Below are 16763 nucleotides of genomic sequence, written 5' to 3'. Positions count from 1 at the left end.
CAATGAGTTACCGTGGCTGACGTGAACGTCGAAGTCACCCCCCTTCCCGGAATCGGTGTCCGCAAGGACTTCGCCACCCGCGCGGGACGCCGCATCGGCGTCGTCACCCAGCGGGACGGCAAGATCGAGCTGATCGTCTCCAAATCGGACGATCCGGACGCCTGCCTCGCGTCGCTGCCGCTGACCGCGGACGAGGCGGGCGCGCTCTCGAACCTGCTGGGCGCGCCGCAGCTGGTGGCGCAGCTGAACGAGGAGCACCGCGAGCTGCCGGGCATCAACACGAAGCAGCTGCCGATCACCGCGGACAGCCCGTTCGACGGCCGTTCGCTCGGCGACACCGCGATGCGCACGCGCACCAGCGTCTCGATCGTCGCGGTGATGCGGGCCGGGCAGGTGCACCCGTCGCCGACGCCGGACTTCCTCTTCACCGCCGGCGACCTGCTCGTCGTCGTCGGCACGTCCGAGGGACTGGAAGCCGCCGCCAAGATCCTCAAGCACGGCTGATGGACCACACCGCACTCTCCCTGGTCGAACTCGGCGCGGTCTTCTTCGTGCTCGGCGCGCTGGGCAGGCTCGCCGGCCGGATCGGCCTCTCCCCCATCCCCCTGTACCTCCTCGGCGGCCTGTGCTTCGGCTCCGGCGGCCTGATCCCGCTCGCCGACATCGGCGATTTCGCCCACCTCGCCAGCGAAATCGGCGTGGTGCTGCTGCTTCTGCTGCTCGGCCTGGAGTACTCCGCGGCCGAACTGTTCACCGGCATGCGGCGGTCGTGGACCGCGGGCCTGGTGGACATCGTGCTCAACGCCGCCCCCGGCGCGGCGGTCGCGCTGATCCTGGGCTGGGGCCCGATCGGCGCGTTCGTCATGGCGGGCGTCACGTACATCTCGTCGTCCGGCATCATCGCGAAGGTTCTCGGCGATTTGGGACGCCTCGGCAACCGCGAGACGCCGGTCGTGCTGTCGATCCTCGTGTTCGAGGACCTCGTGATGGCGCTGTATCTTCCGATTCTGACCGCGATCCTGGGCGGGGTGAGCCTGCTCGGCGGGCTGGAGGCGGTCGGGATTTCGCTGCTGGTGATCACTGTGGTGCTGGTGATCGCGCTGAAGTTCGGACGGTATGTGTCGGCGCTGGTGGACAGTGACGACCGGGAAGTTTTCCTGCTGAAGATCCTTGGTGCTGCCTTGCTGGTGGCTGGGATCGCTTCGGCGTTGCAGGTGTCTGCGGCGGTGGGGGCGTTCTTGTTGGGGATCGCGGTGTCGGGGTCGACCGCGCATAACGCGACTCGGTTGCTGGAGCCGTTGCGGGATCTGTTCGCGGCGATGTTCTTTGTGGTGTTCGGGTTGAATACGAATCCGGCGTCTATTCCGCCGGTGCTCGGGTGGGCCGCGGTGCTTGCTGTGGTGACCACTTTGACCAAGGTGGCTACCGGGTGGTGGGCTGCTCGGCGGCAGAAGATCGGGCGGCTGGGGCGGGCTCGGGCCGGGGCGGCGCTGGTTGCTCGGGGGGAGTTTTCGATCGTTATCGCTGGGTTGGCGGTTACTGCTGGGGCGGTGGATGGGGAGCTTGCCGCGTTGGCCACTGCTTATGTGTTGTTGATGGCGATTCTTGGGCCTACTGCGGCTCGGGTGGTTGAGCCGATCGCGAAGGCGTTGCAGCGGAAGGCCGCGGCTAAGGAGACTGTTGCTGCTGGGTGAGGCGGTGGGGGTTTTCGCTGGGGGCGTGGTCGCGTGGGGCACCCCGAAGCTTGATTGTGCTGACGGTTCGGGGGTCTTCGTATCGGGGTGCGTGGGAGGGGCTGGGTGCCTCGATGCGTGGGTGCATTGGCTGCGGGTTTTTGCGGGTGGGCTGTGAAGGGAACACCGGCCGAACGTCCGTGAGGGGAACCCTGAGGGAATCTGATTCCCTCAGGGTTCCCCTCACGGCTTTTGTCTAGCGCAGGTCGAAGCGAGCGGTGGCGGGGACGTGTGCCAGCGGGCTTGCGGCGGCGGATTCCGTCCACGGGCGCGCGGGGACCGTTCCTGTCAAGGGGACCTGGGCCGAGGTCTTGGCCAGGTCGATGGTCAGCTTCGGCGGGTTCGCGGGGGCGGTGATGAAACTGTTGTCCGTCCCGCCGATCACGAGTGCCAGCCGGTGTCCGGCGGGGACGACGTGGTCTGTGCTCGCGAGACGGAACGTCATCGTGTACGCCTTGCCTGGCGTGAGCCGCGCTTCGCGGCTCAGGGATTGGTAGTTCGCCAGGTCCGCCCAGCCGCGGCTGATGATCGTGTAGTCCACGTTCTTCGTGTCCGCGCTGGTCACCTTGTAGCAAGCGCTGTCGCCGTCGGTGCTCGAACCCCAGCACGTGCGGTCCGTGCCGGTCACGATTCCTTCGCCGGGGCCTGAGAAGTTGCGGATCGTCGCGGGGCCGTAGTCCACCAGCATCGCCGACAGCCGCGCGGTCGAGGTGCTCGGCGTGGCCGTCACGGTGATCGACGAGGTGCCCGAGACCTGAACCGGCGAGGTGAGCGCGGCAGTGCTGTAGAGGACGCGGTTCGCCGACGTGGCCGACGGGTTGGCCGCCCACTCGTTCTCCCCTGTCTGCGGGTTGTCGGTGAACGACGCGGTGCCCCGGCCGCCTGCGGTGCCGAGCGTGCCGACGCCTGGCGTGCGGCCCGGTTGCGGACGCAGGACCGTGGCCTTCGTGCCGGGTGCGGGGTAGGTCGCTTCGTTCGCCCACTGGTCCGGCTGGCGCTCGACGGTCGCCATCGGTTCCTTCTCGATGCCGTTGTCGATGCCCATCAGGTAGTGGTCGAACCACCGGTGCAGGGTGTCGACCCATTCGGTGCGGCGGTAGTCGAACGGGTCGACGTGGCCGGTCTGGGCGAGCCAGATCTTGCGCTGCACGCCCTTCGCGGCGAGCGCGTCCCACCATTGGCCGTAGTTGATCGGCATGACGTTCAGGTCGTTGACGCCGTGCGAGATGAACACGCTGGCGCGCACGTTCTTCGCGTTCGCCACGTAGTCGCGCTCCGCCCACAGTGGACCGTAGTCGCCGTTCTCGGTCGCGCCCTCGGCGAGTTTCCGGTTCTGCGCCGAGCAATCCTGGCCGCCGTTGCGGCGCTCGACCGTCTGCGCGAGCCCGTCCGGGTTGAAGCCGAACGAGGCGCCGTCCGAGCGGTAGTAGTCGTACCAGGAGCTGATCGCGGAGATCGGCACGATGGTCTTGAGGCCCTCGACGCCGGTCGAGGCGACGCCGTTGGCGATCGTGCCGTCGTAGGACTTGCCGATCATCCCGACGCCGCCGTCGCTCCAGCCCGCCGACATCTTCGTGCCGCCGGTTTTCGCGGTGTAGCCGGTCGCGCGGCCGTTGAGCCAGTCGACGACCTTCTTGGCCGACTGGACGTCCGAGTTGCCGCCGACGTCGACGCAGCCGGTCGACCGGTTGGTGCCCGCCAGGTCCACGAGCACCGTCGCGTATCCGCGCGGCACGAAGTAGTTGTCGTAGAACAGCGGGAAGCCGACCGGGCGGCCCTGCGCGTCGTACGTCTTGAACTGCGTTTCGTTGCCGCGCCCGACCGAGGAGTAGTACGGGCTGGCGTCCATGACCACCGGGATCTTCTTGCCCGCCTCGGCCGGTTCCCTCGGCCGCACGATGTCCGCGGCGACCCGGTCCGGAACGCCGTCCCCGTCGCCGTCCCGGCCGAGGTCGACCCACACTGTCTCGCGGATCGCCCCGGCGTAATCGTACTGCGGTTCCGTCGCGGTTCTCGCCGGTGCGGCCGTCGCGGCCAGCACCGCGGCGGCGCACAGCCCTGTCAGCACACGCATTCCCGTCGCCCTCCAGAGTCGTCGTCGGGTCTCGACAACTCTGGCCGGGCGGGCAAGCCCCGCAGCAGGGCCGAAAGTGGGGAACCGGTCAGAGTCCCACGGTTCGGTACAGCGTGCCGACCTCGCCGCGGTTGAGCCTGCGGATCGTGCCTTGCCGCTGGTTGCCGAGCTGCACGTCGCCGACCGCGGTGCGCACGAGCTTGCGCACCGGGTGCCCGGTGGCCGCCATCAGCCTGCGCACGATGTGCTTGCGGCCCTCGTGGATCACCAGCTCGATCATGCTCCGGCCGGAATGCATGTCCTTGACCCGGAACTGGTCGACCTTCACGATCCCGTCCGGCAGCTCCCAGCCCGCGCGCAGCTCCTTGCCCAGCCCGCGCGGCACCAGGCCCTCGACCTCCGCGAAGTAAGTCTTGAGCACCCGGTACGACGGGTGCATCAGCCGGTGCCCGAGGTCGCCGTCGTTGGTCAGCAGCAGCAGGCCCTCGGTGTTCTCGTCGAGCCGCCCGACGTGCACGACGCCCGGGGTCTCCTCCCACCGGCCGCGCAGGTAGTCGCCGACGCACGGGCGGCCCCGGTCGTCCGACATCGTGGAGTGCACGCCCTTGGGCTTGTTGAACGCGAGGTACACGAGGTCGTCGCGGAGGTTGACCCGCGTGCCGTCGACGTGGATCACCGCCTCGTCGGGACGCACGCGGCGGCCGAGTTCGGTGACGACCTCGCCGTCCACCTCCACCCGGCCGGCCGCGATCAGGTCCTCGGCCGCCCGGCGCGACGCCACGCCTGCCTGCGACAGGACCTTCTGCAGGCGGATGCCGTCGGGGTGTTCGTCAGATGTCATCGATGGTGTCCACTTCGGGTAGCAGCGGAGCGATCGGGGGAAGGTCGTTCAGCGACGACAGCCCCAGTCGCTCCAGGAACAGCTCGGTCGTCACGTACAGCGTGCCCGTGGTCTCCGGGTCGGTGCCCATCTCCTCGATGAGCCCCCGCGCCAGCAGGGTCCGGATCACGCCGTCCACGTTCACCCCGCGCACCGCGGCGATCCGGGCACGGGTGACCGGCTGCCGGTACGCGATCACGGCGAGGCTCTCCAGCGCGGCCCTGGTCAGCTTCGACCGCTGGCCGTCCAGCAGGAGCTTCTCCACGAACGGGGCGTAGGTGTCCCTAGTGTAGAACCGCCACCCTTCGCCGACGCGCCGCAGGTCGATCCCGCTGGCCCGCTCGGCGAACTTCTGCGCCATCGTGCGCAGCGCGACGGTCACCCTGGCGACCGGCTGCTGCACCGTTTCGGCGAGGGAATCCTCCCCGATCGGCGAGTCCACGACGAGCAGCAGCGCTTCGAGCGCGGCTTCGAGCGCCTCGTCGCTCTCGACGCTGGGCAGGCCGCTGTCGACGGCGACCAGCCCTTCGTCGTCGGCTGGTTCGGCTTCCGGCTCGGCATCGGCGGAGCCGTCGGTTTCCGGTGCGGCTTCGGCGGTTTCCGGCTCAGTTTCGGCTGGCTCCGCGGCTTCGGCTTCCGGCGCTGGTTCCGGCTCGACGGGCTCCGGCTCGGCCTCGTTTTCCGGCTGCGGCGCGGTTTCCGGCTCGGTCCCGTCCGTCTCGACCGGTTCGGCCGCGGCCGGTTCGGCTTCGGCCGGAGCCTCTTCCGCCGGAGCAGCCGGAGTCTCCTCCACCGCCGCGGCCGGAGTCTCCTCCGCCGGTGCGCGGTCGTCTTCGGTGCTCACCCGTATTCCTCCTCCTCGGCCGCCGCGCGGTCGTGCTCGGCGGCGGCGGACGCCTCGGCCACGCTGCCGCCGGTCCAGCGGACGTGCAGCTCCGCCAGTGCCTCCAGCTGGTCGAACTGCACCGACGATTCGCGGTACAGCTCCAGCAGCGCGAGGAACCGGGCCACGACCTCCACCGTGTGCTCGCAGTCCGAGGTCAGTTCCTTGAACGTCGCCTGCCCGGCCTCGGCGAGCTTCAGCCGCAGCAGCGCGGCGTGCTCGCGGACGGACACCCGTCCCATGTGGATGTGCGCGATCGACACCTGCGGCGGCGGTTTCGGCCGGAACACCGCGACCGCGATCTCCGCGAACCGCTCCGGCGTGACGCCCAGCATCACCTCCGGCAGCAGCCCGAGGTACCGCTCCTCCAGCGCCACCGACCGCGGATACCGCCGCAGCGCGCTTTCTTCCAGCTCGCCGAACAGCGCGGCCACCTGCTTGTACGCGCGGTACTGCAGCATCCGCGCGAACAGCACGTCGCGGGCTTCCAGCAGGGCCAGGTCGTCCTCGTTCTCGACCTCGGCCGCGGGCAGCAGCCGCGCGGCCTTGAGGTCGAGCAGGGTCGCCGCGATCACCAGGAACTCGGTGGTCTCGTCGAGGTTCCAGTCCGGGCCGAGCGCACGGGTGTAGGCGATGAAGTCGTCGGTGACCGTGTGCAGGGCGACCTCGGTGACGTCCAGCTGGTGCTGCGAGATCAGCTGCAGCAGCAGGTCGAACGGGCCCTCGAAGTTCTGCAGCCGCACCTTGAACTTCGACGAGTTCTCCTCGGCGGCGGCGTATCCCTCGGGGATGGTGCCGCCGTGCACCGTCTCGTGCTCGGCCGGGGCCTCGGAAGACCCGGCGTTCTCCGGGGATTCCGCCGCCGGAGCGGCGGCCTCCTCCGGAACCTCCGCGGCCGCCGGGCTTTCCGGGGCCGCGGAGCTGCCGGGATCTTCGGCGCTCGCAGTGCTTTCGGTGGCTGCCGCTTCCGGCTCCGGCAGCTCGGCCGATGCCGGTTCGTCCATCAGCCCTCGGTTCCGCCGTCCTCGCCGTCGGACCGCAATCGCTGCACCAGCACGGACTCCTCGCCGCGCTGGTCGAAGTCGGCGAGCAGCACGGCGACCGCCTCGCGGACCAGCCGGCCCCGGTCGACGACCAGGTCGTGCTTGGCGCGGAGGTTCAGCCGGGCCTGCTCCATCGCGAGCAGTTCCTCGCCGGACACGTAGACGGTGATCTTCGCGTCGTGCTTGGTGCGCCCGGAGCCGCTGCGCGCCGCGTTGCGGGCCAGCTGGTCGGTGTCCGCGGGAGCGCTCGGCTTGCCGCGCGGGGCCACCGGTTCCGCCGGAGCGGGGACGGCGGGGCGTTCTAGTGCGGGGGTCGCCGGACTGGAGGTGAGGCGGAAGAGCTCCGACGCTCCGGGCAGGGAAGCGCGCCTGCTCACCGAGCGATCACCTCGCGGGCCAGCGCGCGGTAAGCCGCGGCGCCGGCGGACTTGGGGGCCCAGGTCGTGATGGGCTCGCCCGCGACCGTCGTCTCGGGGAACCGCACGGTGCGGTTGATCACCGTGTCGAACACGGTGTCGCCGAATGCCTCGACCACGCGAGCCATGACCTCCTTCGAGTGCAGGGTTCTCGGGTCGTACATCGTGGCGAGAATCCCCGTGATGTCCAGTTTGGGGTTGAGGCGTTCCTGCACCTTCTCGATCGTGTCGATCAGGAGCGCGACGCCTCGCAGACTGAAGAACTCGCACTCCAGGGGGATGATCACACCGTCCGCGGCGGTCAATGCGTTCACCGTCAACAGGCCGAGCGAGGGCTGGCAGTCGACAAGAACATAGTCGTAGTCGTTCATCACCGGACGAAGGACCCGTAACAACGTGTGCTCGCGCCCTACCTCCGCGACGAGCTGGACCTCCGCCGCGGACAGGTCGATGTTGCTCGGCAGCAGGTCAACGCCGTCGACGCGGGTTTTGCGGAGCACGTCCCCGATCTGGACCGAGCGCTCCATGATGACGTTGTAGACCGTCTGGTCCAGTTCGTGCGGCTGGATGCCGAGCCCGACCGACAGCGCGCCTTGCGGGTCGAAGTCGACCAGCAGCACGCGGCGGCCGCATTCGGCGAGCGCGGCCCCGAGGTTGATCGTGGACGTGGTCTTGCCGACCCCGCCCTTCTGGTTGCACATGGCGAGCACCTTCGCCGGGCCGTGGCGCTCCAGCGGCGGCGGCTCGGGGATCTCGCGCAGCGGGCGCCCGGTCGGCCCGATCCCGCTCTCCGCGCGCTCCTTCGCCCGCATCCGGGCGCGTTCGGCGCGGGTCAGCGGCCGTTCCGGCTCGTCGCCCTCGTGGTCCGCCGGGGTGGCGATCCGCGCGTGCTCGAGATTCGCCGCGGCCGAACCGGAGGACCCGGCGGACCCGGCTGGGCCGGCGGACGCTGCCGGGTCCTCCGGCTGGTTCGGGGTCGGTGTCGACATGGCGCGAAAGCTCCTTGTTCGGCGGGGTCTCCGGCAGCCTATGCGGATTTCCGGAGCCCCGGCAAAGCGCCGCGCCGGGCCGCACGGGCCGAGTCACCGCAGCGTGGGAAGGCTCTAGGACGCGTTGAGCGTTCAGCCGAGCGCGCGCGGATGCGCGGTGGCGTAGACCTCTCGCAGCGTCGTGACCGTGACGAGCGTGTACACCTGGGTCGTGGTCACCGACGCGTGGCCGAGCAGTTCCTGCACCACGCGGACGTCCGCGCCGCCCTCGAGCAGGTGGGTCGCGAACGAGTGGCGCAGGGTGTGCGGCGACACCGCGGCGGTGATCCCGGCTCGCTCGGCGGTGTCCTTGAGCACCTGCCAAGCGCTTTGGCGGGAAAGCCTGCTGCCGCGGGCGTTGAGGAAGATCGCCGAGGTGCCGCGTCCGTTCGCGGCGAGCGCCGGGCGGGCTCGGACCAGGTACGCGTCGAGTGCTTCGAGCGCGGGACGGCCGATCGGCACCAGGCGTTGCTTGCCGCCCTTGCCGTCGAGCAGGACGGTGCGCTCGTTGTCGTCCACATCGTCCACGTCGAGCCCGACCGCCTCGGAGATCCGGGCTCCGGTCGAGTAGAGCAGCTCCAGCAGCGCGCGGTCGCGCAAGGCGCGTTCGCCGTCCGGCGGCGGGGTGTCGAGCAGCTTGAGGACGTCGCCGACCGGCAACGCCTTGGGCAGCCGTTTCGCCGCGGCAGGCGGACGGACGTCGCGGGCCGGGTCGTGTTCGGTGAGGCCGTCGGCGTGCGCGAACTTGTGCAGCCCCCGCACCGCGACCAGCGCCCGCGCGGCCGACGACGCCGCCAGCGGCTGGTGTTCTTCGTCGCCCTCGCGCAGCGCGGCGCCGAACGACGTGACGTGCGCGGGCGCGACCTCGGTCAGCCGCGCGACCCCCGCCGCTTCCAGATGGGCGGCGTAACGGCGGAGGTCGCGGGAGTAGCTGTCGAGGGTGTTGCGGGCGGTGCCGCGTTCGACGACGAGGTGGTCGAGGTACGTGGCTATCGCGCCCCGCACCTCGACACCCGCGTCATCCACGCCGCCACTCTAGGACGGCGCACCGACAGAATCCGGAAACTCAGCCCTCGGCCAGTCGGCGAGCGAACCGGGACGGCCGGTCCCGCCACGGCGCGTCGGCCGGGCGCGTCTTCGCCGCCCCGCTCAGCACCGCGTGCGCGGCCAGCACCCCCGAGACGGTCGCCCCGTTGACGAGCTCGCCGGAAAGGGCCATCCGGACCGCCTCGGCGAGCGGGAATTTCCGCACCACCAGGTCGGCCTCCTCCTCGCCGAGCACGTCACGGTCCACTTCGGACAGATCGCGCGCGAGGAAGACGCGCACCACCTCGTCGGTGAACCCCGGCGAAGCGGCGACGTCGACCAGCGTGTCCCAGCTGGCCGCGGCGAGCCCGGACTCCTCGGCCAGCTCGCGCTTCGCCGCCTCGACCGGCTCCTCCCCCGGGTGGTCGATCAGCCCGGCGGGCAGCTCCCACAGCCTGCGCCCGAGCGGATGCCGGTACTGGTGCACGAGCGTGACGTTGTCCTCGCTGTCCAGCGCCGCGATCACCACCGCGCCGAGGTGCTCGACCACCTCGCGCTTGGCGGTCTCCCCGCCGGGCATCACGACGTCGTCGACCCGGAGGCCGACGACGCGTCCCACGTGGACGACCGTGCTGCCGGCCACGGAGAACTCGTGCGTGCCGGGCGCGCTCACCGAGCCGCCACGGGCGTCTCGGGCAGTTCGACCGGGAGCCGCTCGGCGACCTTGCGGTCCACGACCGCCTTCACGAACGCGCTGAACAGCGGGTGCGGCCGGGTCGGGCGGCTCTTCAGCTCGGGGTGCGCCTGGGTGCCCACGAAGAACGGGTGCACATCCGCGGGCAGTTCGACGAACTCGACGAGCCGGTCGTCCGGCGAGGTGCCGGAGAACACGAGCCCCGCGTCGCCGATCTGCTTGCGGTAGGCGTTGTTCACCTCGTAGCGGTGCCGGTGACGCTCGGACACCTCGGTGGTGCCGTACGCCTTGGCCACCTGCGAACCCGCCTTGAGCTTCGCCGGGTACGCGCCGAGCCGCATCGTGCCGCCCATGTCCCGCTCGCCCGCGACGACGTCGCGCTGGTCGGCCATGGTCGAGATCACCGCGTGCTTGGTGGCCTCGTCGAATTCCGCCGAGTTCGCGTCCTCGATGCCCGCCAGGTTCCGGGCGCTCTCGATGACCATGCACTGCAGCCCGAGGCACAGCCCGAGCAGCGGCACGCCGTGCGTGCGCGCGTACTGGATCGCGCCGACCTTGCCCTCGATGCCGCGGATGCCGAAGCCGCCCGGGATCAGCACACCGTCCACATCGGACAGCACGGACGCCGCGCCGGACTCGGTCTGCGCGTCGTCCGAGGCGACCCAGACGATCTCGACCTTGGCGCGGTGCGCGAACCCGCCCGCGCGCAGCGCCTCGGTGACCGAGAGGTACGCGTCCGGCAGGTCGATGTACTTGCCCACCACCGCGACCCGGACGATCTCGCTCGGGTTGTGCACCCGGTCGAGCAGGTCGCCCCACACCGTCCAGTCGACGTCGCGGAACGGCAGGCCCAGCCGGCGCACGACGTAGGCGTCGAGCGCCTCGCCGTGCAGCACCTTCGGGATGTCGTAGATCGAGCGCGCGTCCGGGCAGGCGATGACCGCCTCGGTGTCGACGTCGCACATCAGGCCGATCTTGCGCTTGAGGTCGTCCGGGATCTCCCGGTCCGCGCGGCACACGAGGGCGTCCGGCTGGATGCCGATGTTGCGCAGCGCGGCGACCGAGTGCTGGGTCGGCTTGGTCTTGAGCTCGCCCGAGGGGGCGAGGTACGGCACCAGCGACACGTGCAGGAAGAAGCACTGGTCGCGGCCGACGTCGTGGCGCACCTGGCGGCACGCCTCGAGGAACGGCAGCGACTCGATGTCGCCGACCGTGCCGCCGACCTCGGTGATCACCACGTCCGGCGCGACGCCGTTCTCGTCCGGCCCGGCCGCGGCGGTGATCCGCGCCTTGATCTCGTCGGTGATGTGCGGGATCACCTGGACGGTGTCGCCGAGGTACTCGCCGCGGCGTTCCTTGGCGATCACCTCCGAGTACACCTGTCCGGTGGTGACGTTCGCCTTGCCGTCGAGAGAGCGGTCGAGGAAGCGTTCGTAGTGCCCGATGTCGAGATCGGTCTCGGCGCCGTCGTCGGTGACGAACACCTCGCCGTGCTGGAACGGGTTCATCGTCCCGGGGTCGACATTGAGGTACGGGTCGAGCTTCTGCATCGTGACGCGCAGCCCGCGCGAAGTGAGCAGCTGTCCGAGGCTGGACGCCGTCAGACCCTTACCCAGAGAGGAGGCAACGCCTCCGGTGACAAAGACATACTTGGTAGCCCGCGACTGAAGTCCCACGGGCCGCCAGCATATCCCACTCCGGCGAGATCGCTCGCCGACGCCTCTCCCCGGCGCGGCGGAATCGGCCCGCCCGCGCCGCGCTAGGCTTCCCGGCGTGCCGAACCTCCGCGATGACCACTGGACCGCCCCGGTCGCGGGCGCCTCTCTGGACGCCGCGGTGCGCGTCCCCGGATCGAAGTCGATCACCAACCGGGCCTACGTGCTCGCCGCGCTCGCGAGCGCGCCCACCCGGGTGCGCCATCCGCTCGATTCGCGCGACACCCGGCTGATGCTCGGCGCGCTCGCCTCGCTGGGCGCGCGTTCGGAAGAGACCATCGACGGCTTCCTCGTGCACCCCCTCGGCACCATCAGCGGCCGCGGCGACGAGGCGACCGTCACCCTCGGCAACGCCGGCACCGTCGCCCGTTTCACGCCCGCGCTCGCCACGCTCGGCGACGCCTCGGTGCAGTTCGACGGCGACGAGGCGATCCGCCGCCGTCCGATCGACCCGCTGCTGGCCGCGCTGCGCAAGCTAGGCGCGCGGATCGACGACGGCGGGCGCGGCGCGCCGCCGTTCACCGTGCACGGCACCGGCGGGCTGCGCGGCGGCCGGGTGGACCTCGATTCGTCGGCCTCCAGCCAGTTCCTGTCCGCGCTGCTGCTCGCCGGCCCGGCGTTCGAGCAGGGCGTGACGGTGCGGCTGGTCGGCGGCGCCCCGCCGAGCGAACCGCACATCGCGATGACGCTGGACATGCTGCGCCGGTTCGGGGCCACTGTGGACCGTTCCGGCACGGAATTCCACGTGGAGCCCGCGAAACTGTCCTGCCCGGAATACGTCGTGGAGCCGGACCTGTCCACCGCGGCCCCGTTCGTGGCCGCCGCGGTGGTCGGCGGCGGCACGGTCCGCGTGCAGGGCTGGCCGAAGCAGACCACGCAGCCGGGCGACTGGCTGCGCGGTCTGGTCACCGAACTGGGCGCGAAGGCGACGCTGGACGACACCGGCCTGTCCGTCACCGGCGGCGGCGCGTTCCCCGGCATCGACCTCGACCTGCACGAGGTCGGCGAGCTGACCCCGGTCATCGCGGCGATGCTGTGCTTCGCCGAGAGCCCGTCGAGCATCACCGGCGTCGCGCACCTGCGCGGCCACGAGACCGACCGGCTCACCGCACTGGCCACCGAGCTGTCCGGACTGGGCGCGGGCGTCGCCGAACTCGAGGACGGCCTGGAGATCACCCCGGCCCCGATGCACGGCGGCGTTTTCCACACCTACGAGGACCACCGGCTGGTGATGGCCGCGGCGGTGCTGGGGCTGCGTGTGCCCGGCGTGCTGGTCGAGGACCCGGAGACCGTCGGCAAGACGTTCCCGAAGTTCGTCGAGACGTGGAGCGACGTCGTCAGCTGAGCATCCGGCGGATTTCCTCCGCCACCGCTTCGGGTTCGGTCATCGGCACCAGGTGCCCGGACCGCTCCGCGATCCGGTGCCGTCCACCCGGCGAAACCCGTTGCGCGTGCGCGGCATTCGCCTCCGCGCGCACCGCTGCGTTCATCCCGTCCCCGGCGCGCCCGCCGGACACGACCGTCACCGGATAGCCGCCCGGCGCGAGCGGATTCGTCCGCCAAGCCGCCAGTTCGTCGAGGAACGTCCGCGCCTGCTCGGTCTGCGTGCGCAACACTTGCGGGGTAAAGCCTTCGCGCACCAGATCGCGCCGGACGTCCTCGGGAGCGGCGCGCATCATGGGACGGTACAAGAACTTCAGCAACCCAGTCGCCGCAAGAATCCGGCCGGTACGCAGAAAGACCCTTTCAGCACTGCGGAATCGCGGCGAGAACAGCATGTCCGCCGCTTCGTCGGTCGGGTCGACCAGGACGAGACCCGCGATTTTCGCCGCGGTCCGGGACGCGGCGAGCCGCACGATCGGTCCCCCGGAACTGTGCCCGACGAGCACGTACGGCCCCGGCCCGAAGTGCCCCAGCAGGTCTACGAGGTCGTCGGCCATCCGGTCCAGCGTCCGCCCGGACGGATCCGGCGCGCTGCGGCCGAGCCCGGACCGGTCGTACACCACCGCTCGCGCGAACTCCCCGGCCAACGGCTGCACGAGCCTCCACGACGACCGGCTCGCGCCCGCCCCGGCCTCGAACACGACCGTCGGCCCGGAGCCGGGACCGGGCAGCACCATCGCGTACAGCCGTCGTCCGTCCCTAGTGGACACCCACTCCGGCTCGCCCTGCACGTGCGCCACCGGCGACCCCTTCCGCTCGAAGTTAGGGTCACCTTACTAGAGATCAGCCCGCCGGACGCTCGTCCTGCTCGTCGTCCCCGAACAGGTCGCGCAACGTCACCGCGCGGTTGACCCGGACGTGCTCGGCGGCGTACTCGCGCGCCCGCTCCACGTCGCCGGACCCGATGGCGTCCACGAGCCGGCGGTGCTCGCCGAGCAGTTCGTCCCAGTGCTCGTTCTGGCTGGTCAGCCACCGCAGCTGCCCCTCGAGCGGATGCAGCATCGTGGTGAGCAGGCGGTTGCCCGCGATGGCGATGATCTCGTCGTGGAGCCTGCTGTTGACCTCCGAGATCCGCGCGCCGTCGCCACCCTGGGTGACCCGCGCGGACTCGGCGAGCAGCCGCTCCAGCCGCCGCATCTCCGGCTTCCCGGCCCGTTCCGCGGCGCGCGCGGCGGCGAGGCTCTCCAACGCTTCCCGGACGTCGAACAGCTCCTCGACGTCGACCCGTGCCAGCTGCCGCACGACCACCCGCCGGGGCGAGGGCACGACCACGAACCCCTCGGACTCCAGGCTGCGGATCGCCTCGCGCACCGGCACCCGCGACACCCCGAGATCCTCGGCCAGCTCGCGCTCGACCAGCCGGTCCCCCGGCCGCAACCGCCCGGTCAGGATCCGCTCCCGCAGCTCGTCGAGCACCCGGGCGCGCGTCGCCGCGAGCGGCTGCCGGTCCTCCGTGGCACCCACCTGTCCCCCTCTCGCCGACATCGGACATCGGCGAGTTTATCGGGAAGAGGGTTGACTCAGCAGCCGCGCGGAGCGATATTTGGGATCCCAAGTTTGGGATACCAAAGCTGCCGGCACGTCGACCGGAGGTCTGCAATGACGCACGCCCCGTCCACCGAAACCAGCGCGACCGTCCAGACCGAACCCGATCCCCGGCTGTGGAACGAGGACCTCGCGCCCGCCAAGGAGCGGCGCTGGAAGGTGTACGACATCTTCGCGCTCTGGATGTCGGACGTGCACAACCTCGGCAACTACACCTTCGCCGCCGGGCTGTTCGTGCTCGGATTGTCGGCCTGGCAGGTGTTCACCGCGCTGCTGTTCGGGTTCGTGATCATCTTCTTCGGGATGAACCTGATGGGCCGGATCGGGCAGCGCACCGGCGTCCCGTTCCCGGTGGTCGCGCGGATCAGCTTCGGCACCTTCGGCGCGAACCTGCCCGCGCTGATCCGCGCGGTGATCGCGATCTTCTGGTACGGCATCCAGACCTATCTCGCCAGCGTCGCCATCACGCTGCTCGTGCTGGCGATCGACCCCGGCCTGAAACCGTTGACCGAGCACAGTTTCCTCGGCCTGCACGCGCTCGGCTGGATGTGTTTCGTGGCGCTGTGGCTGGTGCAGGCGTTCGTGCTGACCCGCGGCATGGAAGCGGTGCGGAAGTTCCAGGACTGGTGCGGTCCGCTGATCTGGGTCGTGATGATCGCGCTCGCGGTCTGGATCCTCGCCGCGAGCCACTGGCACATCTCGTTCACCAGCAGCCCGCGGCACCTCTCCGGCGGCGAGCAGGTGCGGCAGTGGTTCGGCGCGGCCGGGCTGATCCTGTCCACCTACGGCACGCTGATGCTCAACTTCTGCGATTTCTCCCGCAACGCCCCGGACCAGAAAACGGTGCGGCGCGGCAACTTCTGGGGCCTTCCGGTGAACTCGACGGCGTTCGCGCTGCTGTCGGTGATCGTCACCGCGGGCAGCCTGCAGGTGTTCGGCGAGGCCATCACCGATCCCGCCGAACTGCTCGCCCGCGTGCACAACACGCCGGTGCTGATCATCGGCGCGCTGACCTTCGCCATCGCCACCATGGGCGTCAACATCGTCGCGAACTTCGTCTCCCCCGCCTACGACCTGGCCAACATCTGGCCGAAGCGGATCTCGTTCACCGTCGGCGGGATGATCAGCGCCGTCGCCGCGCTGTGCGTGCTGCCGTGGAAGCTGTACTCGTCGCCGGTGGTGGTCAACTACTTCCTCGGCGGGCTCGGCGCGTTCCTCGGGCCGCTGTTCGGGATCATGATCGTCGACTACTACCTGATCCGCCGCGGCAAGGTCGACGTCGAGCAGCTGTTCGTGCGCGACGGCAAGTACCCCAAGGTGAATCCGCGCGCGATGGCGACTTTCGTGCCGTGCGCCGTGCTGTCCGCGGTGATCGCGCTGGTGCCGTTCTTCGCGTCGGCCGCGCCGTACTCCTGGTTCCTCGGCACCGCCACCGCCGGGTTGCTCTACTACGCCGTTTCGTACCGCCAGCGGAGGGCTTGATGCGGATCCTCGTCACCAACTGCAACACCACCGAGGCCATGACGAAGGGGATCGAGACCGGAGCGCGGGCCGCGGCCAGCCCCGGTACCGAAATCGTCGCTCTGACGCCGAAGTGGGGCCCGGAATCGGCCGAGGGCTGGCTGGACAGCTTCCTGTCCGCGGCGGCGGTGCTGGACCTGTTGCGCACCACCGAGGAAACGTTCGACGCGGTCGTACTGGCCGGTTTCGGCGAGCACGGCCGCGAGGGCGCGCGGGAACTGCTGGACGTGCCGGTGGTCGACATCACCGAGGCCGCTGCGCATCTGGCCGGGCTGCTCGGCCGCCGGTACGGAGTGGTGACGACGCTGGACCGCACGTGCGGGCTGATCGAGGACAGCCTGCACTCGGCCGGAGTGGACTCGAACTGCGTCGCGGTCGTCGGCACCGGGCTCAGCGTGCTGGATCTGCGCGACGAGGAACGGACCGAATCAGCCCTGCTCACGGCGGGATTGCGGGCCCGCGACGCCGGAGCCGAGGTGCTCGTGCTCGGCTGCGCCGGGATGACCGGGCTGGACCGCAAGATGTCGGCGATGCTCGACGTCCCGGTGGTCGACGGCGTCGCCGCCGCGGTCCGGCTCGCGGAATCCCTGGTGGCGCTGGGATTGCGCACCAGCCGGGCCGGGTCCTACGCCCGTCCGCTCGACAAACACCGGACCTGGCCCGGCGACCCGCCGCACACCGCACCGCAGACGGTCCGTGAGGGGAACCCTGAGGGACTCTGATTCCCTCAGGGTTCCCCTCACGGACTGTCGCTGCGGCGAA

General features: G+C 70.5%; 16 protein-coding genes. 5 read left to right on the top strand and 11 right to left on the bottom strand.

The features are described from left to right. The first annotated feature begins 21 nt into the window (after nucleotides 1-21). Both ACZ7SW_RS25595 and ACZ7SW_RS25590 read left to right on the top strand, forming a co-directional pair. Complete coding sequence (locus ACZ7SW_RS25595) at nucleotides 22-504, top strand: cation:proton antiporter regulatory subunit (RefSeq protein WP_009079551.1); 483 nt, start codon at nucleotides 22-24, stop codon at nucleotides 502-504. Continuing rightward, nucleotides 504-1694 carry a cation:proton antiporter gene (locus ACZ7SW_RS25590; protein WP_470232893.1) on the top strand — a complete coding sequence of 397 codons (1191 nt, stop codon included), beginning with the start codon at nucleotides 504-506 and terminating at the stop codon, nucleotides 1692-1694. The genes ACZ7SW_RS25595 and ACZ7SW_RS25590 overlap by 1 nt, the downstream gene beginning before the upstream one ends. 235 nt (nucleotides 1695-1929) lie before the next feature. On the opposite strand, the gene ACZ7SW_RS25585 is transcribed toward ACZ7SW_RS25590, so the two are convergent. From ACZ7SW_RS25585 to ACZ7SW_RS25545, 9 genes are all read right to left on the bottom strand, one after another. Then, on the bottom strand, nucleotides 1930-3807 hold the full coding sequence (locus ACZ7SW_RS25585; protein ID WP_470232892.1) for a Xaa-Pro dipeptidyl-peptidase: 1878 nt from the start codon (nucleotides 3805-3807) through the stop codon (nucleotides 1930-1932). Nucleotides 3808-3895: 88 nt separating this feature from the next. After that, nucleotides 3896-4648, bottom strand: a complete 753-nt coding sequence (locus tag ACZ7SW_RS25580) for a pseudouridine synthase (RefSeq protein ID WP_470232891.1) — start codon at nucleotides 4646-4648, stop codon at nucleotides 3896-3898. Next, on the bottom strand, nucleotides 4638-5531 hold the full coding sequence (gene scpB, locus ACZ7SW_RS25575) for an SMC-Scp complex subunit ScpB (RefSeq protein WP_470232890.1): 894 nt from the start codon (nucleotides 5529-5531) through the stop codon (nucleotides 4638-4640). The genes ACZ7SW_RS25580 and scpB overlap by 11 nt, the downstream gene beginning before the upstream one ends. Then, nucleotides 5528-6574, bottom strand: coding sequence for a segregation and condensation protein A (locus ACZ7SW_RS25570; protein ID WP_470232889.1), 1047 nt, complete (start codon nucleotides 6572-6574; stop codon nucleotides 5528-5530). Before ACZ7SW_RS25570 ends, scpB begins: the two co-directional genes overlap by 4 nt. Next, complete coding sequence (locus ACZ7SW_RS25565) at nucleotides 6574-6990, bottom strand: cobyrinic acid a,c-diamide synthase (RefSeq protein ID WP_470232888.1); 417 nt, start codon at nucleotides 6988-6990, stop codon at nucleotides 6574-6576. The genes ACZ7SW_RS25570 and ACZ7SW_RS25565 overlap by 1 nt, the downstream gene beginning before the upstream one ends. Next, entirely contained in the window at nucleotides 6987-8018 is a 1032-nt protein-coding gene (locus tag ACZ7SW_RS25560; RefSeq protein WP_470232887.1) for a ParA family protein, read from the bottom strand. Before ACZ7SW_RS25560 ends, ACZ7SW_RS25565 begins: the two co-directional genes overlap by 4 nt. A gap of 132 nt (nucleotides 8019-8150) precedes the next feature. Beyond that, nucleotides 8151-9083, bottom strand: coding sequence for a site-specific tyrosine recombinase XerD (gene xerD / locus ACZ7SW_RS25555; protein WP_470232886.1), 933 nt, complete (start codon nucleotides 9081-9083; stop codon nucleotides 8151-8153). Between the two features lie 40 nt (nucleotides 9084-9123). After that, entirely contained in the window at nucleotides 9124-9756 is a 633-nt protein-coding gene (locus ACZ7SW_RS25550) for an NUDIX domain-containing protein (protein ID WP_470232885.1), read from the bottom strand. Continuing rightward, on the bottom strand, nucleotides 9753-11453 hold the full coding sequence (locus ACZ7SW_RS25545; RefSeq protein WP_470232884.1) for a CTP synthase: 1701 nt from the start codon (nucleotides 11451-11453) through the stop codon (nucleotides 9753-9755). Before ACZ7SW_RS25545 ends, ACZ7SW_RS25550 begins: the two co-directional genes overlap by 4 nt. A 97-nt stretch (nucleotides 11454-11550) precedes the next feature. Between ACZ7SW_RS25545 and aroA the strand changes: the two genes are divergently transcribed. Then, nucleotides 11551-12837, top strand: coding sequence for a 3-phosphoshikimate 1-carboxyvinyltransferase (gene aroA, locus ACZ7SW_RS25540; protein ID WP_470232883.1), 1287 nt, complete (start codon nucleotides 11551-11553; stop codon nucleotides 12835-12837). Here aroA and ACZ7SW_RS25535 read toward each other — a convergent pair. After that, nucleotides 12830-13675 carry an alpha/beta fold hydrolase gene (locus tag ACZ7SW_RS25535; RefSeq protein WP_470232882.1) on the bottom strand — a complete coding sequence of 282 codons (846 nt, stop codon included), beginning with the start codon at nucleotides 13673-13675 and terminating at the stop codon, nucleotides 12830-12832. The two genes, aroA and ACZ7SW_RS25535, sit on opposite strands and share 8 nt — an antisense overlap. Nucleotides 13676-13718: 43 nt before the next feature. Continuing rightward, nucleotides 13719-14399: a GntR family transcriptional regulator gene (locus ACZ7SW_RS25530; RefSeq protein WP_470232881.1), complete on the bottom strand. Its 681-nt coding sequence runs from the start codon at nucleotides 14397-14399 to the stop codon at nucleotides 13719-13721. A gap of 135 nt (nucleotides 14400-14534) precedes the next feature. On the opposite strand from ACZ7SW_RS25530, the gene ACZ7SW_RS25525 reads away from it, so the two are divergent. Further along, nucleotides 14535-15962: an NCS1 family nucleobase:cation symporter-1 gene (locus ACZ7SW_RS25525; protein ID WP_470232880.1), complete on the top strand. Its 1428-nt coding sequence runs from the start codon at nucleotides 14535-14537 to the stop codon at nucleotides 15960-15962. Further along, nucleotides 15962-16723 carry an aspartate/glutamate racemase family protein gene (locus ACZ7SW_RS25520; protein ID WP_470232879.1) on the top strand — a complete coding sequence of 254 codons (762 nt, stop codon included), beginning with the start codon at nucleotides 15962-15964 and terminating at the stop codon, nucleotides 16721-16723. The genes ACZ7SW_RS25525 and ACZ7SW_RS25520 overlap by 1 nt, the downstream gene beginning before the upstream one ends. Nucleotides 16724-16763 lie beyond the last annotated feature (40 nt).

This window comes from Amycolatopsis sp. NPDC114484 (assembly GCF_055633755.1).
The sequence above is the reverse complement of the archived record's forward strand: the minus strand, read 5'-3'. Positions and strand labels throughout refer to the sequence as shown.

What these genes read in the sequence shown, in the direction of transcription:
- ACZ7SW_RS25560 (WP_470232887.1), bottom strand. Translation starts at nt 8,018, where the DNA reads ATGTCGACACCGACCCCGAACCAGCCGGAGGACCCGGCAGCGTCCGCC.
- ACZ7SW_RS25525 (WP_470232880.1), top strand. Translation starts at nt 14,535, where the DNA reads ATGACGCACGCCCCGTCCACCGAAACCAGCGCGACCGTCCAGACCGAA.
- ACZ7SW_RS25590 (WP_470232893.1), top strand. Translation starts at nt 504, where the DNA reads ATGGACCACACCGCACTCTCCCTGGTCGAACTCGGCGCGGTCTTCTTC.
- ACZ7SW_RS25580 (WP_470232891.1), bottom strand. Translation starts at nt 4,648, where the DNA reads ATGACATCTGACGAACACCCCGACGGCATCCGCCTGCAGAAGGTCCTG.
- ACZ7SW_RS25585 (WP_470232892.1), bottom strand. Translation starts at nt 3,807, where the DNA reads ATGCGTGTGCTGACAGGGCTGTGCGCCGCCGCGGTGCTGGCCGCGACG.
- ACZ7SW_RS25570 (WP_470232889.1), bottom strand. Translation starts at nt 6,574, where the DNA reads ATGGACGAACCGGCATCGGCCGAGCTGCCGGAGCCGGAAGCGGCAGCC.
- ACZ7SW_RS25520 (WP_470232879.1), top strand. Translation starts at nt 15,962, where the DNA reads ATGCGGATCCTCGTCACCAACTGCAACACCACCGAGGCCATGACGAAG.